The sequence below is a fragment of the Microbacterium suwonense genome, assembly GCF_030296555.1.
Lineage (GTDB): Bacteria > Actinomycetota > Actinomycetes > Actinomycetales > Microbacteriaceae > Microbacterium > Microbacterium suwonense.
This window is the reverse complement of the sequence record NZ_AP027728.1, coordinates 894,497-914,306: the sequence shown is the minus strand read 5'-3', so window position 1 is coordinate 914,306 and position 19,810 is coordinate 894,497. Positions and strand designations below refer to the sequence as shown.

Sequence of the window (19,810 nt, the reverse complement as noted above, 5' to 3'; positions counted from 1 at the left end):
CGGCCGGCGCGCGGATCAGCTCTCGGCGTCGGTCTCCGCCTCGCGCAGCCGGATCGGTGAGGCATCGGGGCGCTTGGCCGCGATGTTGTCGCCCGAGGACTGGTGTCGCAGCCGGCGCAGCACCCAGGGAACCAGGTGCTCGCGGGCCCAGCCGATGTCCTCCGCACGTGCTTCGCGCCAGGTGCGCACCGGCACCGGATCGGGGTGCATGGCCTGCAGATCGTTAGGCACGTTCAGCGCACGCAGCACCATCCGCGCCACCTCGTGGTGTCCGAGTGCGTTGTAGTGCAGGCGATCATCGTCGAAGAACCGCGGATCCTGCACCACCTTCAGCGCCCACTGATCGGCGACGATGCAGTCGTGCCGCTCGGCGATGGCACGCACATTCTCGTTGTAGATCGCCACCTTGCCCCGGAACGGGCGGAACACCGGGGTGAAGGCGGTGTCGATGCCGGTGAACAGCACGACCGCCGCGCCCGTGCTCGCCAATCGCGCCACAGCATCCTCCAGCAGCGATGCGATGTGATCCGGGTCGGTGCCGGGACGGATGACGTCGTTCCCGCCCGCGCAGATCGAGATGAGGTCGGGGTTGAGGGCGATGGCGGGTTCGATCTGCTCGTCGACGATCTGCGCGATCAGCCTGCCCCGCACAGCGAGGTTGGCGTAGGCGAAGTCGTCGACATCCTGCGCGAGAACCTCGGCCACCCGGTCGGCCCAGCCGCGATGGCCGCCGGGCAGCGCCGGGTCGGGGTCGCCGATGCCCTCGGTGAAGGAGTCGCCGATCGCGACGAACCGCCGCCACGGGTGCGGACCCTCATTGGCGACGTACGGGGTGCGGGGCGATTCCTCGTCGACCATCGGTTTCTCCTTCGGCAGTCCGTGGCTCGGGGGTGCGAGTGCCGGTGTGAGCCTACCCGCGTCGGCCGGGTGCCGTGCGGAGCGATTGTCGGCGGGCTGGATTATCGTTGTGACGATGCTCTCTCCGTCCTTCCCCCAGCGCGCCCCGTGGGGCACCGCCGACAAGCTGAGGGCGTGGCAGCGGGAGGCACTGGACGCCTACTACCAGGCCGATCAGCGTGACTTCCTCGTCGCGGCCACCCCGGGTGCTGGAAAGACCACCTTCGCCCTGACGCTGGCCGTCGAACTACTGCGGATGGGCGAGATCAACCGGGTGATCGTGGTCGCGCCGACGGAGCATCTGAAGACGCAGTGGGCCGACGCGGCGGCGCGGGTCAGCATCCGGCTGGACCCGCGATTCCGCAACAGTCACTGGGCGCCCTCCCGGCAGTACCACGGAGTGGTGGTCACCTACGCGCAGGTCGCGGCCCGGTCGAGCGTGCACCGGCATCTGACCGAGGATGCGAAGACCCTGGTGATCCTCGATGAGGTGCATCACGGCGGCGACGCCCTCAGCTGGGGTGACGCGATCCGCGACGCCTATGCGCCCGCACGCCGGCGCCTGCTGCTCTCGGGAACGCCGTTCCGCAGCGACACCGCGCCGATCCCGTTCGTCGAGTACCACCCCGATGAGTCCGGCGCACGCGTCTCACGCACCGACTACCGCTACGGCTACGGGCGTGCACTGGCCGACGGCGTAGTTCGTCCCGTGCTGTTCCACATGTACGCAGGCAAGATGCGCTGGCGCACCAGCGCCGGCGACGAGCTCGAGGCGCACCTGGGGCAGGACAACACCAAGGACGTCACCTCGCAGGCCTGGCGCACCGCCCTCGACCCGGAGGGGAGTGGATGCCGGCGGTGCTGTCGGCGGCGGATCGTCGGCTGACCGAGATCCGACACCATGTTCCGGATGCCGGCGGCCTGGTGCTCGCCACGGATCAGACCGTCGCCCGCGCCTACGCGAAGATCCTGCACAGCCTGACCGGTGAGCAGCCCACCGTGGTGCTCTCCGACGATGCCTCGGCATCTGAACGGATCGAGAGATTCAGCGCGAGCGAGCGCCGCTGGATGGTGGCCGTTCGGATGGTGTCCGAAGGCGTCGACGTTCCGCGTCTCGCCGTCGGGGTGTATGCGACATCGTCGTCGACTCCGCTGTTCTTCGCCCAGGCGATCGGCCGGTTCGTGCGAGCGCGCCGTCGCGGTGAGGCGGCCAGTGTCTTCCTGCCCAACGTCCCTGTGCTGATGACGCTCGCGAACGAGATGGAGCGCCAGCGCAATCATGCGCTGGATCGGCAGAGCAAGGACGAGGACGGGCTCGAGGATTCGCTGCTGGAGAGCGCGAATCGCGAGGAAGACGCCTCGGATGCTCTCACCCAGGAGTTCAGCTACCAGGCGATCTCGTCGCTCGCGCACTTCGATCGCATCGTGTTCGAGGGAGCGGAGTTCGGCCAGCTCGCCGAACCCGGCACGCCCGAGGAGGAGGAGTTCATCGGATTCCCGGGACTGCTCGAGCCGGAGCACGTGCACGAGCTGCTGATGCAGCGGCAGGCGCGGCAGAGCAGGCTGCGTCAGGCCCGCGAGGCCGCGACTCCCGTAGAGGCAACCAGTCTGCCGGCGCCGCTGCATCGCACCCTGCGTGAACAGCGTCAGCTGCTGAACAGCCTGGTCGGTCTGTACGCCCGGCAAAGCGGAGAGCCGCACGGGGCGGTCCACGCCGAGCTGCGCCGGATGTGCGGCGGTCCGGCCGTCGCCCAGGCCACCGTCGCACAGCTGCAGTCCCGTATCGATCTGCTCCGCAAGCGCGTGCACTCCTGAACCGACGGTGCGCTTAAGGGCATCCGAAAACCTGTCAATCGTCGTCCCGACGCGGTTTCACGGCGCACGACTGGATAGCGTTGACTGTCGACCCCGAACCCGGAGGATGCATGCCTGCCCCCGCCCCCCACACGGCCGCCGATCGCAAGCAGTGGGCTCGATATCTGGTCGAGGAGCGTGCGGAGGGCGCGGTCTACTCGCGGCTGGCGGCGCGCCGAGAGGGCGAGGAGCGTGAGATCCTGCTGGCTCTGGCCGAGGCCGAGAGGCGCCATGAGCAGCACTGGCTCGATCTGCTCGGGGAGAGGAGCCCGAGCGGCTCCCGCGCGCCGGGCTGAGGTCGCGGCTGCTGGGCTGGATGGCGGGACGGTTCGGCTCGATCTTCGTGCTCGCTCTGGCACAGAGCGCCGAAGCGCGCTCGCCCTACGATGCCGAGAAGTTCGCCACCCCGGCGATGCGTGCCGACGAGAAGGTGCACCACGAGGTCGTGCGGGGTCTGGCGGCCCGAGGCCGACGTCGGCTGTCCGGATCGTTCCGTGCAGCGGTGTTCGGCGCCAACGACGGGCTCGTCTCCAACCTCGCGCTGGTGCTGGGCATCGGCGCGACCGGGGTCAGCTCAGGACTGGTGCTGTTCAGCGGCATTGCCGGCCTTCTCGCGGGCGCGCTGTCGATGGGAGCGGGGGAGTTCGTCTCGGTGCGTTCGCAGCGCGAGCTGCTCGCCTCGACGGAGGAGAGCGGCGACGCCGACGCCACCGCCGGCGACCTGGATATCGACGCGAACGAGCTAGCGCTGGTCTACCGGGCACGGGGAATGAGCCAGGACGAGTCGCTCCTCCGTGCGCAGCGGGTGGTCCGCGCGGCGCGGGCCGGCATCCGCAGCGGGGCGACCGGGCCGATCGGCGTGCGCACCGATCACGACATCGTCGGCAGCGACTGGACTGCAGCGATCTCCAGTTTTCTGCTGTTCGCCTCCGGCGCGATCGTGCCGGTGCTGCCGTGGATATTCGGCCTCAGCGGGATCACGGCGATCGCGCTGGCGCTGATCCTCGTGGGCGTGGCGCTGCTGTGCACCGGCGCGATGGTCGGCATCCTCTCCGGCGGTCCGCCGCTGAAGCGCGCGCTGCGCCAGCTGGCGATCGGCTTCTCGGCGGCAGCCATCACCTACGGGCTGGGCCTGCTGTTCGGCGTCGGCGTCGTGTGACGCGCTGCGGCTGAACCAGGAGCCGATGGGCAGTCAGCCTGCTTGCGGGCGCAGCCCCGCGACCAGGACGTCCATCAGCAGCGAGCGGTCAGCGCCGCTGCCGAGACGGACGGCATGCTCGACCCCGCACACCAGGCGCTGGACCGCTGAGATCGTCATCTCGGGCCTGACCAGGCCCTCGTCGATCGCCGCCTGCAGCGAGCTCTGGGCGAAACGGAGGAACTCGTCTCGCAGCGCGCGCGTGTGCGCCGAGACGTCATCGGCGATGAGGACGGTCTGCAGGCCGTCGCATGAGAGCTGCAGTTCCGCGCCCGCACGCACCAGGTCGACGAATGCGGAGCCGGGTGAGGCCGACTGCGCGGTGCGCCGGGCGATGCCCACCAGCTCGTTCAGCGTGTCGGCATGGAGTTCTTCGAGCAGGGCCGTCACCGTCGGGAAGTGGCGGTACACGGTGCCGACACCGAGCCCGGCCTCTCGTGCGAGATCGTTCAGGCGCAGCTCATCGCTGGCGATTCCGCGCGCGGCCGCCAGGATGCGTTCACGAGAGCGGGCCGCATCGGCCCGGAGCGGTTGCATCTCGTCATGATAGCAAGATGGATGACCTATCCATGTAGTCTGAGCGGAAAAGGATAACCCATCCACTTCAAGGAGAGTTCATGAACTGGAACCCGAATCTGCTACCCGATCAGACCGGAAGAGTGTTCGCCGTCACAGGAGCCACCGGAGGCATCGGCTACTTCGCGGCCGAGCAACTGGCGTCGGCCGGGGCGGAGGTCGTTCTCGTCGCCCGGTCGACGGCGAAACTCGAGACGGCGAGTGCGGCGATTCGAGCTCGCGTTCCCGGAGCGGCAACCCGCCCGGTGCTGCTGGATCTGACCTCCCTCGCATCTGTGGCCGCTGCGGTCGCGGAACTGCGGATGCTGCCCAGGTTGGACGGCATCTTCCTCAACGGCGGTCCGATGCACTTCTCCACGCGTGCACGCACGCAGGATGATCTGCCGCTGATGCTGGGAGCGCACACGGTGGCCAACGTCGCACTCGTGGCGGGCCTGCTGTCCGACGTCGAGGGTGGGGAGCGTGATCGTCCCCTGCGCGTCGTGCACGCCTCGACCGGCTTCGTCGAACGGTTCTCTATGGACGTCAGCGATCTGGATCGCACGCCGCGCACCGGCATCGGCGCCTACACCAAGGCGAAGACCGCGACGGAGGTGTTCGCCTTCGAACTCGATCGCCGGGTCCGGCGGGAGGGACTTCCGGTCGAGTCGATCATCACCCGGCCGGGGATCGGCGTGGATGCGAAGACGCCTCGGCGGCCGGGGATCCGCGACGAGACCGTCCCCTATCGCCGTAACCCGTTCACGCCCTGGGCGCAGGGGAAGGATGCCGCCGCGTGGTCGGGGGTGCGTGCGCTGCTCGACCCGGAGGCCAAGGGCGGCGAGTACTACGCACCCGCGGATGGCACGCGAGGCGACCCGGTGCGGATCGAACCCAGTCCCCACACGGCTGGCCCCTCCCGGGGGCTGGCAGAGTACGTGTGGGGGCGGCTGATCGAACTCGGCGGCGTCAGCGTGCCGGTATGACTCGGTAGCACTCTGGCGCGAGCGCACCGCGTGCCTGCTGACGCGACGAAGGCCCCGGATCCTGAGATCCGGGGCCTTCGTGATTCCGTGCGCGGAGCGGGACTTGAACCCGCACGCCCTATTCGGGCACTAGCACCTCAAGCTAGCGCGTCTACCATTCCGCCACCCGCGCAGGTGATGGTGATCGTTGCCGACCGAAGAACGACTCTAGCACGCTCGATTACCACCCAACGAACCGATCCGACATCCGGGCGTGGCATCGTGCTTCGATACCCTGGGGTCATGCCCGAATCGTCCCTGCCCGAGGTTGCCAGGATCGCCCGTGACCTGATCCGCATCGACACCACCAACTACGGCGGTGGGCGTTCGAACGGCGAGCGCGAGGCCGCCGAGTACGTCGGCAGGTACCTGGCATCGCTGGGGCTGGAGGTGGAGTACTACGAGCCCATCGCACAGCGCACGAACGTCATGGCACGCGTGCGGGGGCGGAATCCCGAGCGACCGGCGCTGGTCGTGCACGGTCATCTCGACGTGGTTCCCGCGATGGCGGAGGACTGGTCGGTCGATCCTTTCGAAGGCGTGATCCGCGACGGGATGCTGTGGGGCCGCGGTGCGGTGGACATGAAGAACATGGATGCCATGATCCTCACCGCCGTCGCCGACCTGATCCGCGCGGGGGAGCAGCCCGAGCGCGATCTGATCCTGGTGTTCTTCGCCGATGAGGAGAACGGCGGTGTCGAGGGCTCATCGCTCGTCGTCCGCGACCGGCCGGAGTGGTTCGCGGGAGCGACCGAGGCGATCAGCGAGGTGGGCGGCTACTCGATCACCGTCGACGATCACCGCGCTTATCTGCTGCAGGTGGGGGAGAAGGCGCTGATGTGGCTGCGCCTGGTCGCCAGGGGCCGTGCAGGCCACGGCAGTCGCTACCACGAGCAGAATGCGATCACGAGGCTGTCCGAGGCGGTGGCGGCCATCGGACGCACGCACTGGCCGATCCGTCTCACGCCGACCACCCGCGCGCTGCTCGAGGGTCTGAGCGAGCTCACCGGTCGTCCGATCGACGATCCGGACGCACTGGCCGGCGCCGCAGGGCCCGCCGAGGCCTTTCTGCGGTCGACGTTCCGCACGACCGCGAACCCGACAGTGTTGAACGCTGGATACAAGCACAATGTCATCCCCGAGACGGCCGAAGCGCTGATCGACGTGCGGGTGATCCCCGGTACCGAGGACGACGTGCTCGCCGAGCTGCAGCGCATCGTGGGCGACGACATCCGGATCGAGACCGTCGTCCGCGACATCGGCATGGAGACCCCGTTCCAAGGGGAGCTCGTCGACACGATGGTGGCGGCGCTGGGGCGGCACGACCCCGGCGTGCCGGTGATCCCGTACCTGCTCGGTGCGGGCACGGACAACAAGGCGCTGGCGTCGATCGGCATCACCGGTTACGGATTCGCACCGCTGCGCCTGCCTGCCGACCTGGACTTCACCGGGATGTTTCACGGAGTGGACGAGCGCGTCCCCGTAGAATCACTTGTCTTCGGTCAGCGCGTGCTGGCCGATCTGCTGCGCACCTGCTGACCGGCATCCGTCCGGGGACACTGCCGCTCCACCCTCAGAAAGCACCGCATGAATCTGCTCGAAGCACTTTTCCTCGGCGTCGTCCAGGGGCTCACCGAGTTCCTCCCGATCTCCTCCAGCGCGCACCTGCGGATCGTGGGGGCCCTGCTGCCATCGGGCGAGGATCCCGGAGCGGCATTCACGGCGATCACGCAGATCGGCACCGAGGCCGCGGTGGTGGTGTTCTTCTGGCGCGACATCGTCCGGATCATCGGACAGTGGTTCCGGTCGCTGACAGGCAAGGTCCCGCGTGATGACGCGGATGCCCGGATGGGGTGGATGATCATCCTCGGCAGCATTCCGATCGTCGTGCTCGGGCTGCTGTTCCAGGACAAGATCGAGACCACACTGCGATCACTGTGGATCGTGGCGATCATGCTGATCGGATTCGGCCTGCTGCTGGGCATCGCCGACTACATGGGGGCCAAGCGGCGCAAGCTCGATCAGCTCACCTACCCGCACGGCGTGGCGTACGGCATCGCTCAGGCGTTCGCGCTGGTTCCGGGTGTATCCCGCTCGGGCGGAACGATCACGATGGGGCTGTTCCTCGGCTACGAGCGCGCCGCAGCGGCTCGTTACGCGTTCCTGCTCGCGATCCCGGCGGTGTTCGGCAGCGGCTTCTACCAGCTGTTCAAGCACGGCGGCGACGAGAACCAGTACTTCGGACTGGGGAGACCTTCGCCGCCACCGGCATCGCCTTCGTCGTCGCGCTCGGCGTGATCGCGTTCTTCATGAACTGGATCTCCAAGCGCAGCTTCCTGCCGTTCGTGATCTACCGCGTGCTGCTTGGCACCGCACTGATCGTGCTGCTGTCGACCGGGGTGCTCACCCCGCGCTGAGCTCAGCGCTTGTCGGGGCCGTCGCCGCGCCGGCGGAGGTAGCGCTCGAAGGCCTGCGCGATCGCATCGCCCGAGGCATCCGGCGAGTCCCAGGTATCGCGGGTGCGCTCCAGCTGACGGATGTATTCCGTCATGTCCTCGTCTTCGGCCGCAGCGGCGTCGATGGACGCCTCCCATGCGGCCGCCTCGGTGCGCAGGTGCTCACGGGCTGGACCGACGGCGGTGAGCTCCTCGAGGCGATCGAGCAGCGCGAGCGTCGCCTTCGGGGAAGGCGACGCGGATGCCACGTAGTGCGGGACGCTCGCCCACAGGCTCGCGGTCGGGATCTCCGCGTTCTCAGCGAAATGCTCGAAGACGCTGAGGATGCCGACAGGGCCCTCGTAGGCGCTCTTCTCGAGTCCATGGGCTTCGCGCACCCGGTCGTTCTGGCTCGATGCGAACACCGAGATCGGCCGAGTGTGCGGTACGTCCGACATCATCGCACCGAGGGTCACCAGACCGGTCACATCATCGCGCAGTGCGACATCGATGAACTCGGTCGCGAAGGCCTGCCATGCGCGTGCCGGCTCAGACCCGGCCAGAAGCCACAGCTCGGGTCCGTCCACCTGAACAGTGGGGCGCCACAGCGTGGCCTCCGGCCACTGCAGCTCCCGGCGCCCCTCGGCATCCATCCGGGTCGACGGGCGGGTGTACTGATAGTCGAAGTAGAGCTCAGGGTCGGCGGAGTGCACCGGCTCGTAGGAATACGCGTCACGCAGCGCAGCGATCGCCCCGCTCGCGGCTTCGCCGGCGTCGTTCCAGCCGTCGAACGCGGCGACGATGATCCGTGACCCGAGAGCGTCCACCGTTCCCCCTTCTGCGTGCGGACCGTGCGCCCGCGCCGTCATCCTTCCAGGCTAACCGGCTGACACCGGCAACGCGCGCGTGCACGGCTAGCATGGGTGCAATGAGCAGCGAACCCCTTGCGGTCCTCTGGGACATGGACGGCACCGTCGTCGACACGGAACCCTATTGGATGGACGCCGAGACCGCACTCGTCGAGTCCTATGGGGGCTCCTGGACCGACGACGACGCTCTGCAGCTGGTCGGCAACGGCCTCGTGGACAGTGCACGGGTGCTGCAGCGGTACGGGGTGCGGATGGAGGCGGATGCGATCGTGCAGCGTCTCACCGACGACGTCGCCTCCCGGCTCCGGGCGGATGGCGTGCCGTTCCGGCCCGGTGCGCGCGAACTGCTCGCCGATCTGCGAGCGAACGGGGTGCGCACCGCGCTGGTGACCATGTCGATGAAGCGCATGGCGCTGGACGTGGTGTCGCTGATCGGGTTCACCGCCTTCGATCTGGTGCTCGGCGGCGACGAAGTGCCCCGACCCAAGCCGTTCCCAGACCCGTATCTGCGTGCCGCCGAGCTGCTCGGCGTCGACATCGCCGACGCGGTGGTGATCGAGGACTCCGCCACCGGCGTGGCAGCCGGGCGCGCGTCAGGTGCTGTCACGCTCGGAGTGCCGCACATCCTCCCGCTCGACGGGGCCGGGGCGCACGAGCTGTGGCCGTCACTCGTCGGACGCACGACCACCGACATCCGAGCGCTGCATCGTCGTCTCGCGAAGGAGGACTCCCGATGAGCGCTCACCGGCCCCGCGGTCCGTTCCGCGAGGGAGACCGCGTTCAGCTGACCGGTCCGAAGGGACGGTTGCACACCATCACACTTCGCGCCGACGGCGAGCTGCACACCCATCACGGCGTGCTGATGCACCGCGATCTGATCGGACAGCCCGACGGCTCTGTCGTCGCCAACAGCAGCGGTCACGACTACCTGGCGCTGCGCCCTCTGCTGCGCGACTTTGCGATGTCGATGCCGCGCGGCGCCGCCATCGTCTATCCCAAGGACTCGGCGCAGATCGTGATGCAGGCCGATATCTTCCCGGGCGCCGTCACCGTCGAAGCCGGCGTCGGGTCGGGTGCGCTCTCGCTCGCTCTGCTGCGCGCGATCGGGCCGGACGGCGCCCTGACCTCCTTCGAACGGCGCGAGGAGTTCGCCGATGTCGCCCGCGCGAATGTGGAGACCTTCTTCGGCGAGACACCCGACACCTGGAACGTGGTCGTCGGCGACCTTGTCGAGAAGCTTCCCGCGCAGCACGGCCCGGGAACGGTGGATCGCGTCGTGCTGGACATGCTCGCACCCTGGGAGTGCCTCGATGTCGTCGCCGACGCGCTCACGCCCGGCGGCGTGGTGATCTGCTACGTCGCCACGGCGACGCAGCTCTCTCGGGTCGCAGAGTACATCCGTGGAACGGGACTGTTCACCGACCCCGAGGCCTCGGAGACCATGGTGCGCGGCTGGCACGTCGAGGGCCTCGCTGTGCGCCCCGACCATCGAATGGTGGCGCACACCGGCTTCCTGCTGACAGCCCGCCGACTGGCGCCGGGAGCGGTGCCGCCCGAGGTGCGTCGGCGGGCGTCGAAGTCCAGCTACGGCGACGAGGACGTGGAGCTGTGGACGCCGGGAGCGGTCGGCGACCGTGAGATCACCGATAAGAATCTTCGCAAGCGCGTGCGGGAGGCGCAGAAGGCCGCCTCCGGTGCGCGCGCTGCGGCCGCGTCGCGTGAGGGCGACGCGGCTTCGGAATAGACTGGGGCGCGTGCGTAAAACGACCGCAGCCTTCTCAGCCCTCGCCCTGTCCGCTCTCGTACTGACCGGGTGCTCGAGCGCGCCGGGATCCAGCACGGCCGGCTGTGAGCGGAGTGACTCAGCCGCTCTGGGGATGTCGGTGAACGCCAGCGGTGACATCGGCTCGCCGCAGGTGGGTCTGAGCGCGCCGGTCGTGACCTCGAAACCCATCTACGACGACCTGATCGTCGGCGACGGTCCCGCGGTGCGGGAGTCGGCGCAGAACGTGGTCGGCACGGTCACGCTCCTCAACGGCGAGACGGGTCAGGCGCTGCAGACCGCCGCCGTCGTGTGGTCGGCAGACACCATGAGCACACAGCTGGGCGGCGACGGAGAGGCGCTGCTGTGCGCCACGGAGGGATCCCGCGTCGCCTTCGCGATCCCCGCATCCGATCTTCCGGAGGGGCTGGCCGACCAGGCGGGCCTGAGCGCAGACGGCAGCGTCGTCGGCTCCATCGACATCCAGGAGGTCCTGCTGCCCAGGGCGACCGGCCGCGATGTCTTCAACGATGCGCGCGGTCTGCCGACCGTGGTCCGGGCCGCTGACGGGCGTCCGGGCATCATCATTCCCGGCAGCGCCGCACCGGCGAAGACCGTGGTCCAGACTCTCATCGAGGGTGCTGGCCAAAAGGTCGGCGACGACGTGGCGATGTTCAATTACACCTCCGTCGACTGGAACAGCCGGTCGATGAAGAGCACATCCTGGGACTCCCGGGTCGTCTCCGATGCGACGACCCTTCCCGAGGCGGTTATGACGCAGGTCGCGAAGGCGACCGTCGGCTCGCAACTGCTTGTGGTGGTTCCGGACGATTCCGGTGACTCCGACGATGCCTCCGACTCCCGCGACGCCACAGCCTACGTCGTCGACGTGCTCGGCATCGTCCCTCCGGAGCTGATCCGGGGATGACACCGTCGCAGATCCCTGCGGAGGAGCGCCTCACGAATCTCGTCGTGGCGCTGATGGCCACGGAGATCGGCCTGACCAAGCAGCAGATCCTCGATAACGTCTCCGGTTACCGACAGCGCAGCGAGGCGGGTGCCTCGTCGGACTCGCTGGAGAAGATGTTCGAGCGCGACAAGGACGAGCTGCGGGCACTGGGGATGCCGGTGGAGACCATCGGAGATCCTGCGGATCCGCAGGATCTGAGGGAAGCACGGTACCGCATCCCTCAGGCGGAGTACGACCTGCCCGCCGACATCGAGTTCACCGATGCCGAGCTCGCCGTGCTGCGTCTGGCGGGAAGCGTCTGGAGCAGCGAGTCCGTCTCATCCGACGCGCAATCCGGGGTGCGCAAGATCCGTGCACTGGGAATCGACGGCGATGAGCCGATCATCGGCTTCGCTCCCCGCATCAGCGTGCGCGATGCGGCGTTCCCCGCACTGCAGGAGGGCATCGAGCGCAGCCGCGTGGTCGTGTTCGACTACCTCAAACCCGGTGAGGACGCCTCCACGCGACGTCGTGTCCGCCCGCTCGCTCTGGTCGAGTACGAGGCACGGTGGCATCTGTTCGGAATCGATCTGGATGCCGACGGCGAGCGGACCTTCCTGCTCAGCCGCATCATCAGCGACGTGAAGGTGACAGGACAGACCTTCGATCCCGCCCTGCGCGACGGTGCGGCGGACCGTGCTCTGGCGGGGCTCACCCGGGTCGCCGCCTCGCAGCGCGCACTGCTGGAGATCACACCGGGCACTGAGGCGGCACTGCGCCTGGGGCGACGCGCCGTTCCGGCGACGCAGGGCATCCTGGTGCCGTACGTCGACCGGCACATCTTCGCGGACGAGCTGGCGACCTACGGGCCAGAGGTGCGAGTGGTCGAGCCGGCAGAGCTGCGCGAGAGCGTGATCCAGCGGCTGCAGGCGATCGTCGATGCCCATCCCGCCGGGGGAGTGGTCTCATGAGCTCTGCCCCTCTTCTGGCCGCCGACCGCGTGCGGCTGTATCTGACCCTGGTGCCCTACCTGCTCGAACGGGGCCAGGTCACGCTCGACGAGGCGGCAGCAGAGTTCGGCGTGACCCCCGCTCAGATGCGCACGATGGTCGAGAAGCTGACCGTGATCGGGCTGCCGGGGGACTCGGGCTACTGGCAGCTGCCGCAGGAGATGTTCGACATCGACTGGGATCTGCTCGACGAGCACGACATCATCGAGATCACCAACGATGTGGCGTTGCGCCGGGTGCCGCGCTTCACGGCACGCGAGGCGGCCGCACTGCTGGCGGGGCTGCAGCTGGTGGCATCGGTACCCGCGGTCGCCGACTCGGGTCTGGTCTCGGGGCTGATGGCCAAGCTGTCGCACGGGTCCGCCGATGCACCGCCCGATCTGCTGGTCGCCCCCGTCGAGGTCACTGAAGTGCAGCGGGTGATCTCGCGCGCGCTGCATGAGCGCGTCGCGGTCGCGTTCCGCTATCAGGCACCGGATGCCGAGCCGACCACCCGCACCGTCGATCCGCGCCAGATTCTGATGACGAACGGTCAGTGGTACCTGCAGGGGTGGTGCCATCTGCGCCAGGCCATGCGCACGTTCCACCTCGACCGTGTCAGTGACGCTCAGCTCACCGACATCCCGATCACGCACGCCGACGCTCCGGTGCCCACTGACTTCGGAAGCGGGACGGTCTCCGGAGCCGTCACCGTTCGTCTGCCCGAACGCATGCTCCCGCTGCTGGGCGGGTTCCCTCACGAAGAGATCGACCGGGCGGACTCCACGGTCACCGTGCGGATCAGCATGGCCGACCCGCGGGGGATCAAGCGGATCGCAGGCCGTTTCGGTGGCGCGCTGGAAGTGCTGGATCCGCCGCTGGCACGCTCGGCGACAAGGGAATGGGCGTCGGCCGCACTCGATCTCTACAACGTCCCCGGCACGCGTTTCGCACAGGTAGACTGAACGGAATTCGACCCACCAAGAGGAGAAATCCATGGGTAATCTTTTCGCAGGCCCGCACCTGTGGATCATTCTGATCATCATCCTGCTGTTGTTCGGCGCGGCGAAGCTGCCGGCGCTGGCGAAGAGCCTGGGCCAGTCGGCCCGTGTGTTCAAGGGCGAGATGAAGGCGATGAAGGAAGACGGCGCGACGGATGACGTCCCCAGCGCCGATGCCGCACCCTCGGCCGGAACCGCGACATCAGCGGCTGAGCGTCCTGCCGATCAGGACACGCCGCCCCGCGCCTCGTAGGTCGTGACGGAACTGAGCGTCGACGCGCCTTCAGAGGGGAAGCGCGATCGACGGATGTCGCTCGGCGAGCACCTTCGCGAGGCTCGCCGTCGGCTGATCATCGGGGTGATCGGGCTCGCCGCGGGAATGGTGATCGCGTTCATCATCACGGATCCGGTGATCAACTTCCTCACCCAGCCGATCACCATCATCAATGAGCAGCGTGGGGCAGAGTTCACCAAGCTGGTCTTCGACAAGATCTCGTCCGGATTCAACCTGCGCATCCGGATGGCGCTGTCGATCGGCCTGCTCCTGTCTGCACCGGTGTGGATGTGGCAGATCTGGGCGTTCATCGTCCCCGGTCTCACGAAGAAGGAGATCCGGTACACGGTCGCCTTCGTCTGCAGCGCGATCCCGCTGTTCTTCACCGGCGGTTATGTGGCGGTCTTGGTCGCCCCGCATGTGATCGAGGTGATGTCGAACTTCGTGCCCGATATCGGGAACAACTTCCTCAACGCCGAGTACTTCTACGACTTCATCCTCAAATTCGTGCTCGTGATCGGAGTCTCGTTCGTGCTGCCGGTCTTCATGGTGGCGCTGAACCTCGCAGGCATCATGACGGGAAAGACCATGCTGAAGGGCTGGCGTGTGGCAGTGCTCGTCGCGGCGCTGTTCGCCGCCATCGCGACGCCCGCCGCCGACATCGGATCGATGCTGCTGCTCGCGGGCATCCTGATCGTGCTGTATTTCGCCGCAGCGTTCCTCTCGCTCTTCTTCGATCGAAGAAAGCGCAAGCGCACGATCGCCGCCGGACTCGATCCCGACGCCACTGCCGTATGAGCTCGCCGGCTGAGCGCCACGCAGCAGCACAGCACGCGGCCCAGCATCCTCAGACGCAGGCCTTCGCGGCGGGGCAACGGTTCGGCCTTGATCCGTTCCAAGTCGACGCCTGCCAGGCGCTCGAACGCGGCCGCAGTGTGCTGGTCGCGGCCCCGACCGGCGCGGGCAAGACCATCGTCGGCGAGTTCGCCATCCACCTGGCCATGCAGGCCGCAGGCGACAAGGCCTTCTACACGACACCGATGAAGGCACTGTCCAACCAGAAGTTCCGCGAGCTGGTCGAGGTGTATGGGGCCGACCAGGTCGGTCTGCTCACCGGCGACACCAACATCAACGGCGGCGCGCGCATCGTGGTGATGACCACCGAGGTGCTGCGGAACATGCTGTACGCCGGGTCGGACACGCTGCGCGGTCTGCGCTATGTCGTGATGGACGAGGTGCACTACCTCGCCGACAGGTTCCGCGGTCCGGTCTGGGAGGAGGTCATCCTGCATCTGCCGCAGGAGGTGCGCCTGATCTCTCTGAGCGCGACCGTGTCCAACGCCGAGGAGTTCGGCGACTGGCTGGACACGGTCCGCGGCGACACCGACGTGATCGTCTCCGAGACCAGGCCGGTGCCGTTGGAGCAGCACGTGCTGGTGCCCGACGGGCTGCTGCCGTTGTTCGACGAGCGAGCCGGTACGGCTGCCGCGCAGGTGAACAGAGAGCTGTTCCGCATCCGTTCCTCCCGCGACTCCCGCAGCGAACGCTTTGCTGGGCGGCAAGGCCGAGGGCGAGGTCGCCATGACGGTCGCCACGCACCGCGCGGACCGCGCCCAGGTCGGAGCGAGCGCATGGACCGCCCCGAGGCGGTGCGTCTGCTGGAGCGCTCCAACCTGCTGCCCGCGATCTTCTTCATCTTCAGCCGTGTCGGGTGCGACGCCGCCGTCCAGCAAGTGCGTCGCTCCGGCATCCGTCTGACCACGTCGGACGAGCGCAACGAGATCCGCGCGTTCGTCGCCGAGAGAACCCGCTCGCTGCAGGACGAGGACCTCGACGTGCTCGGGTTCTGGCAGTGGCGTGACGATCTCGAGCGCGGCGTCGCCGCCCACCACGCGGGTCTCCTGCCCGCGTTCAAGGAGGTCGTGGAAGAGCTCTTCCGGCGCAAGCTCGTCAAGGTCGTCTTCGCCACGGAGACTCTCGCGCTGGGCATCAACATGCCCGCACGCACGGTCGTGCTCGAGAAGATGGAGAAATTCAACGGCGAGGCCAGGGTGCCGATCACGTCGGGGGAGTACACCCAGCTCACCGGTCGGGCCGGGCGCCGCGGCATCGACATCGAGGGGCATGCCGTCGTCCAGTGGTCGGACGGGATGGATCCGCAGGCGGTCGCCTCGTTGGCATCGCGCAGAACCTACCCGCTGAACTCCAGTTTCCGTCCGACCTACAACATGGCGGTGAACCTGATCGATCGCTTCGGCCGTGCCCGCGCCCGAGAGATCCTGGAGTCCTCGTTCGCGCAGTTTCAGGCCGACAGGGCCGTGGTCGGCCTTGCCCGCAAGGTGAAAGATGCCGAGGAGTCGCTGGCGGGTTACGCCAAGGCGATGCACTGCGAGCACGGCGACTTCCTGGACTACGCAGGCATCAGGCGGGAGCTCAGCGATCTGGAGAAGAAGAACCGCAGGGATGCCGCTGGGCCCCGCGCGGCGCGCGAGAAGCGGATGCGCAAGATCCAATCGCTGCGCACGCGCCTGCAGCGTCACGCCTGCCACCGCTGTCCCGACCGCGAGGCGCACGCGCGCTGGGCGGAGCGCTATTACAGCCTTAAGCGCGACACCGATCGCATCCGCCGACAGATCGAGAACCGCACCGGTACGGTCGCGCGCACCTTCGACCGCGTGATCGACGTGCTGCAGATCGTGGACTACCTGCAGGGCGACGGCGACGACCTGGCACTGACGGATGCCGGGCAGACCATGCGACGTATCTACGGAGAGCGCGACCTGCTGGTGGCGGAGTCGCTGCGGCAGCGGCTGTGGCGCAATCTCGACGCGCCCTCTCTCGCTGCGATGGCGAGCTGCCTGGTCTACGAGCCTCGCCGTGACGAGCAGGGCATGGGGGAGAGGGCCTGCCGCGCGGTGCCTTCCGCATCGCCTACGACGCCACGATGCGGCTGTGGGCCGAGCTGGACGACATCGAGCACGACAATTCTCTGCCGCGCACCGAACCGCTCGCCCCGGGACTGGCCGCAGCGATGCACTCGTGGACGCGCGGCGGCTCCCTGGATCGCGTGCTGATCGACGCCGACATGGCAGCCGGTGACTTCGTGCGCTGGGCGAAGCAGACGATCGACCTTCTCGACCAGCTCTCCATCGTCTCGAACGACGCAGAACTGGCACGTACGGCCCGGCGTGCCCTGGACGGCGTGCGACGCGGCATCGTCGCCTACGCGGGCGTGTGATGGTCGGGAAGGTGCGCAGCGCGGCATCCGTACGCCCCATCGTGCCGCTGTGGCTCGCTGCATGGCTCGCGGCGGTGGCAGGGCTGATGATGAGCCTGGCATTCCCGTCCACCGGGATCTGGATCCTGGCGCCGGTCGCCGTCGCGACGCTGCTGATCTGCCTCGATGGACGCCGCCTGGGTGGGGCGCTGCTGGTCGGCAGCATCTACGGGCTGGTGTTCTTCTCACTGCTCGTCTCGTGGACCGCCCGCTATCTCGGTCCGGTGCCGTGGATCGCCCTGACCATCGTCGAGGGCGTGCTGAGCGCGGTCGCAGTGCTACTCATTGCGCTGGCATACCGCTGGATTCCTCGGGCGTGGCCGAGGTCGCGCCCAGTGCTGCTGCCCGCGATCGTCGCAGCGCTGTGGATCGTGCAGGAGCTGTTCGTCGGCAACTGGCCCTATGGCGGGTTCCCGTGGGCGCGACTGGGGATGACGCAGGCCGACGGGCCGTTCGCACCCGTGGCGTCGTGGGTGGGCGTGAGCGGACTGGGGTTCCTGATGGTGTTTGCGGTGGCACTGCTGATCGAGGCGGCTCGGATGGGGCGCCGACTGCGTCCTCTGAGACTCGTCGTCCCTGCCGTCACGGTGCTGGTGCTGCTGTTCCTGCCGCTGTTCCCGACGACCGCGGTCGGCAGCATGCGCATCGCAGCGGTGCAGGGCAACGGTCCGACCGGCTACTTCGACCAGCGGGAGCAGTACAGCGTGATCGATGCACAGCTGGCCGCCACGGAGCCGCTGGTGGGCGAACGCGCCGACCTGGTCGTGTGGCCGGAGGGCGGCGTCGACTACGACCCGTTCCAGGACCCGTCGACGGCCAGGCGTCTCACCCGCATCGTTGCGAAGATGGATGCCCCGCTGCTGGCGAACACCGCTACGGAGCGTGACGGTGAGTTCTTCAACACATCATTCCTGTGGACCGATGAGGGCACCGCCACACAGCTGCACGACAAGCGGCATCCGGTGCCGTTCGGCGAGTACGTGCCAGACCGGGCGTTCTTCAATGCGCTGGCGCCCGACCTCATCGGGCTGCTGCAGCGCGAGTACACGCCGGGATCGAATCCTCCGTTCATGAAGGTGGGCGATGTGGGCGTCGGCCTGGCGATCTGCTTCGATGTGATCTACGACGAGGTGATCCGCGAGAGCGTTCAGGACGGTGCCCAGGTGCTCGTCTTCCAGACGAACAACGCCGACTTCCGCGGCACGGACGAGAACATTCAGCAACTCGCGTTCGCCAGGATGCGAGCGATCGAGACCGGGCGCAGCGTGGTGAACGTCTCCACCGTCGGCACGAGCCAGATCATGAGACCCGACGGATCGACCGTTGCCGGCCTGGACGCGGATGAGGCCGGAGCGCTGCTCGAGGATGTCGAACTGCGTTCCGGCCTCACGGCGGGTGTGCTGCTGGGCCCGTGGCTGCAGCTGGCGCTAATCGTGGCGGGCCCTGGGGCACTCGTCGTCGCCGGCGCGGTGGCTCGGCGGCGGCGGTGACTCAGGCGCCGATGCGTTCGCGTGTGGGGTCGTCCCCCGAGCCGCGGCGGGCTCGCACATAGGCGAGACGGTCAGCCAGAAGCTCCTCGAGCTCCTCACGGCTGCGCCGCTCCAGAAGCATGTCCCAGTGCGTGCGGGCGGCCTTCTCGTCGGTCTCCTCGAGCTTCACAGACGTGCCGTCGACCTGCAGCACCGCTTCGGCGCTGCAGCTGCGGCATTCCCAGGTCTGCGGGGGTTCGGCGTCGGCCGCGAACATCAGGGTCGTCTCGTGACCGCACGTCTCGCACTTGTAATTGGTTGCGCGTCGTTCCATGAAGACGACGCCTTCTTCGCTCTGTAGGCTCTGGGCACCCAGCCGGATGCCGCGAAGGCTGCGATCTGCCATTGTGTGGTCCTCTCGTCGCTGTCAGGTATAACGCTCGCGCCTGTGCGCTTCATCCACACCGGCGTCATCACCGTGGAACTCACAGGGGAATCTCAGGGCCGCAGCCCCGGGAATCACAGGGCCTGCAGGGCGAGGTCGGCGCGGTCGGTGACGATGCCGTCTGCGCCCGCCTGAACCAATCGTCTCATGTCCTCGGGGTCGTTCACCGTCCACACGTGCACCTCGGTGCCGCACCGCTGGGCGGCCCGGATGAGCTGCGGGGTGAGCAGCCGGATGCCGGCGTGCCGCTCCGGGATCTGCACGGCGTCGATGCCGCGCAGGGCGCGAGCGGGGAGAGGCGCAGAGACGAGAGGGAGCGCAGGGTGAGGATCGTCGAGCGGCCCCCGGAAGTGGCAGGACGGATGCTGGCACCCGCGCGCATCACCGACGTCAGCGCCGCGCGCCGGTAGCGTTCGGAGAAGCTCGTCAGCAGAACCCGGTGCGCGTGCGGGGCCAGCAGCGCGCCGATCGGCTCGGCGGCCGCCAGGGTCTTCACATCGATGTTGAACCGCGTGTCGGGAAAGGACTCAAGGGCATCGGCGACGGTCATGAGTCCGCCGTGATCGGCGAACAGCCGGGACAGCTCCGCCGTGCGCACCTCCGACACCGGGCGAGGATCCCCGGTGAGTCGTTCCAGGGTGGGGTCGTGGATGAGCACGACATCGCCGTCGGCGGTCACCTGGCAGTCGGTCTCGATGTATTCGGCTCCGGCGGCCTGCGCGGCGGCGAAGGCGGCAGCCGTGTTCTCCCAGCATCCGGAATCCACGTCGAGCGCGGAGGCCAGCCCGCGGTGGGCGAGGATCCGGGGGTG

15 protein-coding genes, 1 tRNA gene and 5 pseudogenes are annotated in these 19,810 nt (G+C 68.2%); 14 read left to right on the top strand and 7 right to left on the bottom strand.

Features of this window, described 5'->3' with window-relative positions:
* Positions 1-15: 15 nt before the first annotated feature.
* Complete coding sequence (locus QUE33_RS04600; RefSeq protein WP_286302193.1) at positions 16-858, bottom strand: SGNH/GDSL hydrolase family protein; 843 nt, start codon at positions 856-858, stop codon at positions 16-18.
* Between the two features lie 115 nt (positions 859-973).
* On the opposite strand from QUE33_RS04600, the pseudogene QUE33_RS04595 reads away from it, so the two are divergent.
* Positions 974-2,712, top strand: a pseudogene (locus tag QUE33_RS04595) (DEAD/DEAH box helicase).
* Between the two features lie 110 nt (positions 2,713-2,822).
* Positions 2,823-3,910 (top strand): annotated as a pseudogene (locus QUE33_RS04590) (VIT1/CCC1 transporter family protein).
* Positions 3,911-3,943: 33 nt separating this feature from the next.
* Here the strand turns inward: QUE33_RS04590 and QUE33_RS04585 are convergent.
* The gene (locus QUE33_RS04585) at positions 3,944-4,486 is read right to left on the bottom strand and encodes a TetR/AcrR family transcriptional regulator (RefSeq protein WP_286302191.1); all 543 of its coding nucleotides are present in this window, start codon (positions 4,484-4,486) and stop codon (positions 3,944-3,946) included.
* Between the two features lie 80 nt (positions 4,487-4,566).
* On the opposite strand from QUE33_RS04585, the gene QUE33_RS04580 reads away from it, so the two are divergent.
* On the top strand, positions 4,567-5,490 hold the full coding sequence (locus QUE33_RS04580; RefSeq protein WP_286302190.1) for an SDR family NAD(P)-dependent oxidoreductase: 924 nt from the start codon (positions 4,567-4,569) through the stop codon (positions 5,488-5,490).
* Positions 5,491-5,578: 88 nt separating this feature from the next.
* Here the strand turns inward: QUE33_RS04580 and QUE33_RS04575 are convergent.
* Positions 5,579-5,662, bottom strand: a tRNA-Leu gene (locus tag QUE33_RS04575).
* A gap of 110 nt (positions 5,663-5,772) precedes the next feature.
* Here QUE33_RS04575 and QUE33_RS04570 point away from each other — a divergent pair.
* On the top strand, positions 5,773-7,068 hold the full coding sequence (locus QUE33_RS04570; protein WP_286302187.1) for a M20/M25/M40 family metallo-hydrolase: 1,296 nt from the start codon (positions 5,773-5,775) through the stop codon (positions 7,066-7,068).
* A 48-nt stretch (positions 7,069-7,116) separates the two neighbouring features.
* Positions 7,117-7,946, top strand: a pseudogene (locus QUE33_RS04565) (undecaprenyl-diphosphate phosphatase).
* Between the two features lie 2 nt (positions 7,947-7,948).
* Here the strand turns inward: QUE33_RS04565 and QUE33_RS04560 are convergent.
* Positions 7,949-8,791 carry a PAC2 family protein gene (locus QUE33_RS04560; RefSeq protein WP_286303055.1) on the bottom strand — a complete coding sequence of 281 codons (843 nt, stop codon included), beginning with the start codon at positions 8,789-8,791 and terminating at the stop codon, positions 7,949-7,951.
* 101 nt (positions 8,792-8,892) lie between these two features.
* On the opposite strand from QUE33_RS04560, the gene QUE33_RS04555 reads away from it, so the two are divergent.
* The 9 genes and pseudogenes from QUE33_RS04555 (at position 8,893) to lnt (ending at position 18,575) form a co-directional block, all read left to right on the top strand.
* A complete protein-coding gene (locus QUE33_RS04555) occupies positions 8,893-9,570 on the top strand; it encodes an HAD family hydrolase (protein WP_286302186.1) in 678 nt (225 codons plus the stop codon).
* Positions 9,567-10,577: a tRNA (adenine-N1)-methyltransferase gene (locus QUE33_RS04550; protein WP_286302184.1), complete on the top strand. Its 1,011-nt coding sequence runs from the start codon at positions 9,567-9,569 to the stop codon at positions 10,575-10,577. Before QUE33_RS04555 ends, QUE33_RS04550 begins: the two co-directional genes overlap by 4 nt.
* 10 nt (positions 10,578-10,587) lie before the next feature.
* Positions 10,588-11,523, top strand: coding sequence for a peptidylprolyl isomerase (locus QUE33_RS04545; protein WP_286302181.1), 936 nt, complete (start codon positions 10,588-10,590; stop codon positions 11,521-11,523).
* Complete coding sequence (locus QUE33_RS04540) at positions 11,520-12,515, top strand: helix-turn-helix transcriptional regulator (protein WP_286302180.1); 996 nt, start codon at positions 11,520-11,522, stop codon at positions 12,513-12,515. The genes QUE33_RS04545 and QUE33_RS04540 overlap by 4 nt, the downstream gene beginning before the upstream one ends.
* Positions 12,512-13,498 (top strand): helix-turn-helix transcriptional regulator, encoded by a 987-nt coding sequence (locus tag QUE33_RS04535; protein WP_286302177.1) that lies wholly within the window; start codon positions 12,512-12,514, stop codon positions 13,496-13,498. Before QUE33_RS04540 ends, QUE33_RS04535 begins: the two co-directional genes overlap by 4 nt.
* A 31-nt stretch (positions 13,499-13,529) precedes the next feature.
* The gene (locus QUE33_RS04530) at positions 13,530-13,787 is read left to right on the top strand and encodes a twin-arginine translocase TatA/TatE family subunit (protein ID WP_286302175.1); all 258 of its coding nucleotides are present in this window, start codon (positions 13,530-13,532) and stop codon (positions 13,785-13,787) included.
* 3 nt (positions 13,788-13,790) lie between these two features.
* Positions 13,791-14,606: a twin-arginine translocase subunit TatC gene (tatC, locus tag QUE33_RS04525; protein ID WP_350226505.1), complete on the top strand. Its 816-nt coding sequence runs from the start codon at positions 13,791-13,793 to the stop codon at positions 14,604-14,606.
* Positions 14,603-17,046, top strand: a pseudogene (locus QUE33_RS04520) (DEAD/DEAH box helicase). The gene tatC and the pseudogene QUE33_RS04520 overlap by 4 nt, the downstream one beginning before the upstream one ends.
* A complete protein-coding gene (lnt, locus tag QUE33_RS04515) occupies positions 17,046-18,575 on the top strand; it encodes an apolipoprotein N-acyltransferase (protein WP_286303051.1) in 1,530 nt (509 codons plus the stop codon). Before QUE33_RS04520 ends, lnt begins: the two are co-directional and overlap by 1 nt.
* Before the next feature lies 1 nt (position 18,576).
* Here the strand turns inward: lnt and QUE33_RS04510 are convergent, their stop codons facing one another.
* The 3 genes and pseudogenes from QUE33_RS04510 to QUE33_RS04500 form a co-directional block, all read right to left on the bottom strand.
* Positions 18,577-18,960, bottom strand: a complete 384-nt coding sequence (locus QUE33_RS04510; protein ID WP_286302173.1) for an RNA polymerase-binding protein RbpA — start codon at positions 18,958-18,960, stop codon at positions 18,577-18,579.
* Between the two features lie 113 nt (positions 18,961-19,073).
* Positions 19,074-19,262 (bottom strand): glycerophosphodiester phosphodiesterase family protein, encoded by a 189-nt coding sequence (locus tag QUE33_RS04505; RefSeq protein WP_286302171.1) that lies wholly within the window; start codon positions 19,260-19,262, stop codon positions 19,074-19,076.
* 203 nt (positions 19,263-19,465) lie between these two features.
* A pseudogene (locus QUE33_RS04500) lies at positions 19,466-19,765 on the bottom strand (glycerophosphodiester phosphodiesterase family protein); the annotation flags it as partial.
* Positions 19,766-19,810 lie beyond the last annotated feature (45 nt).

Bases quoted from the DNA above. Each gene is read 5' to 3' on its own strand.
- QUE33_RS04555 (WP_286302186.1), top strand. From the start codon at position 8,893: ATGAGCAGCGAACCCCTTGCGGTCCTCTGGGACATGGACGGCACCGTC.
- QUE33_RS04550 (WP_286302184.1), top strand. From the start codon at position 9,567: ATGAGCGCTCACCGGCCCCGCGGTCCGTTCCGCGAGGGAGACCGCGTT.
- QUE33_RS04510 (WP_286302173.1), bottom strand. From the start codon at position 18,960: ATGGCAGATCGCAGCCTTCGCGGCATCCGGCTGGGTGCCCAGAGCCTA.
- QUE33_RS04600 (WP_286302193.1), bottom strand. From the start codon at position 858: ATGGTCGACGAGGAATCGCCCCGCACCCCGTACGTCGCCAATGAGGGT.
- lnt (WP_286303051.1), top strand. From the start codon at position 17,046: ATGGTCGGGAAGGTGCGCAGCGCGGCATCCGTACGCCCCATCGTGCCG.
- QUE33_RS04535 (WP_286302177.1), top strand. From the start codon at position 12,512: ATGAGCTCTGCCCCTCTTCTGGCCGCCGACCGCGTGCGGCTGTATCTG.
- QUE33_RS04530 (WP_286302175.1), top strand. From the start codon at position 13,530: ATGGGTAATCTTTTCGCAGGCCCGCACCTGTGGATCATTCTGATCATC.
- QUE33_RS04540 (WP_286302180.1), top strand. From the start codon at position 11,520: ATGACACCGTCGCAGATCCCTGCGGAGGAGCGCCTCACGAATCTCGTC.
- QUE33_RS04570 (WP_286302187.1), top strand. From the start codon at position 5,773: ATGCCCGAATCGTCCCTGCCCGAGGTTGCCAGGATCGCCCGTGACCTG.
- QUE33_RS04585 (WP_286302191.1), bottom strand. From the start codon at position 4,486: ATGCAACCGCTCCGGGCCGATGCGGCCCGCTCTCGTGAACGCATCCTG.
- QUE33_RS04580 (WP_286302190.1), top strand. From the start codon at position 4,567: ATGAACTGGAACCCGAATCTGCTACCCGATCAGACCGGAAGAGTGTTC.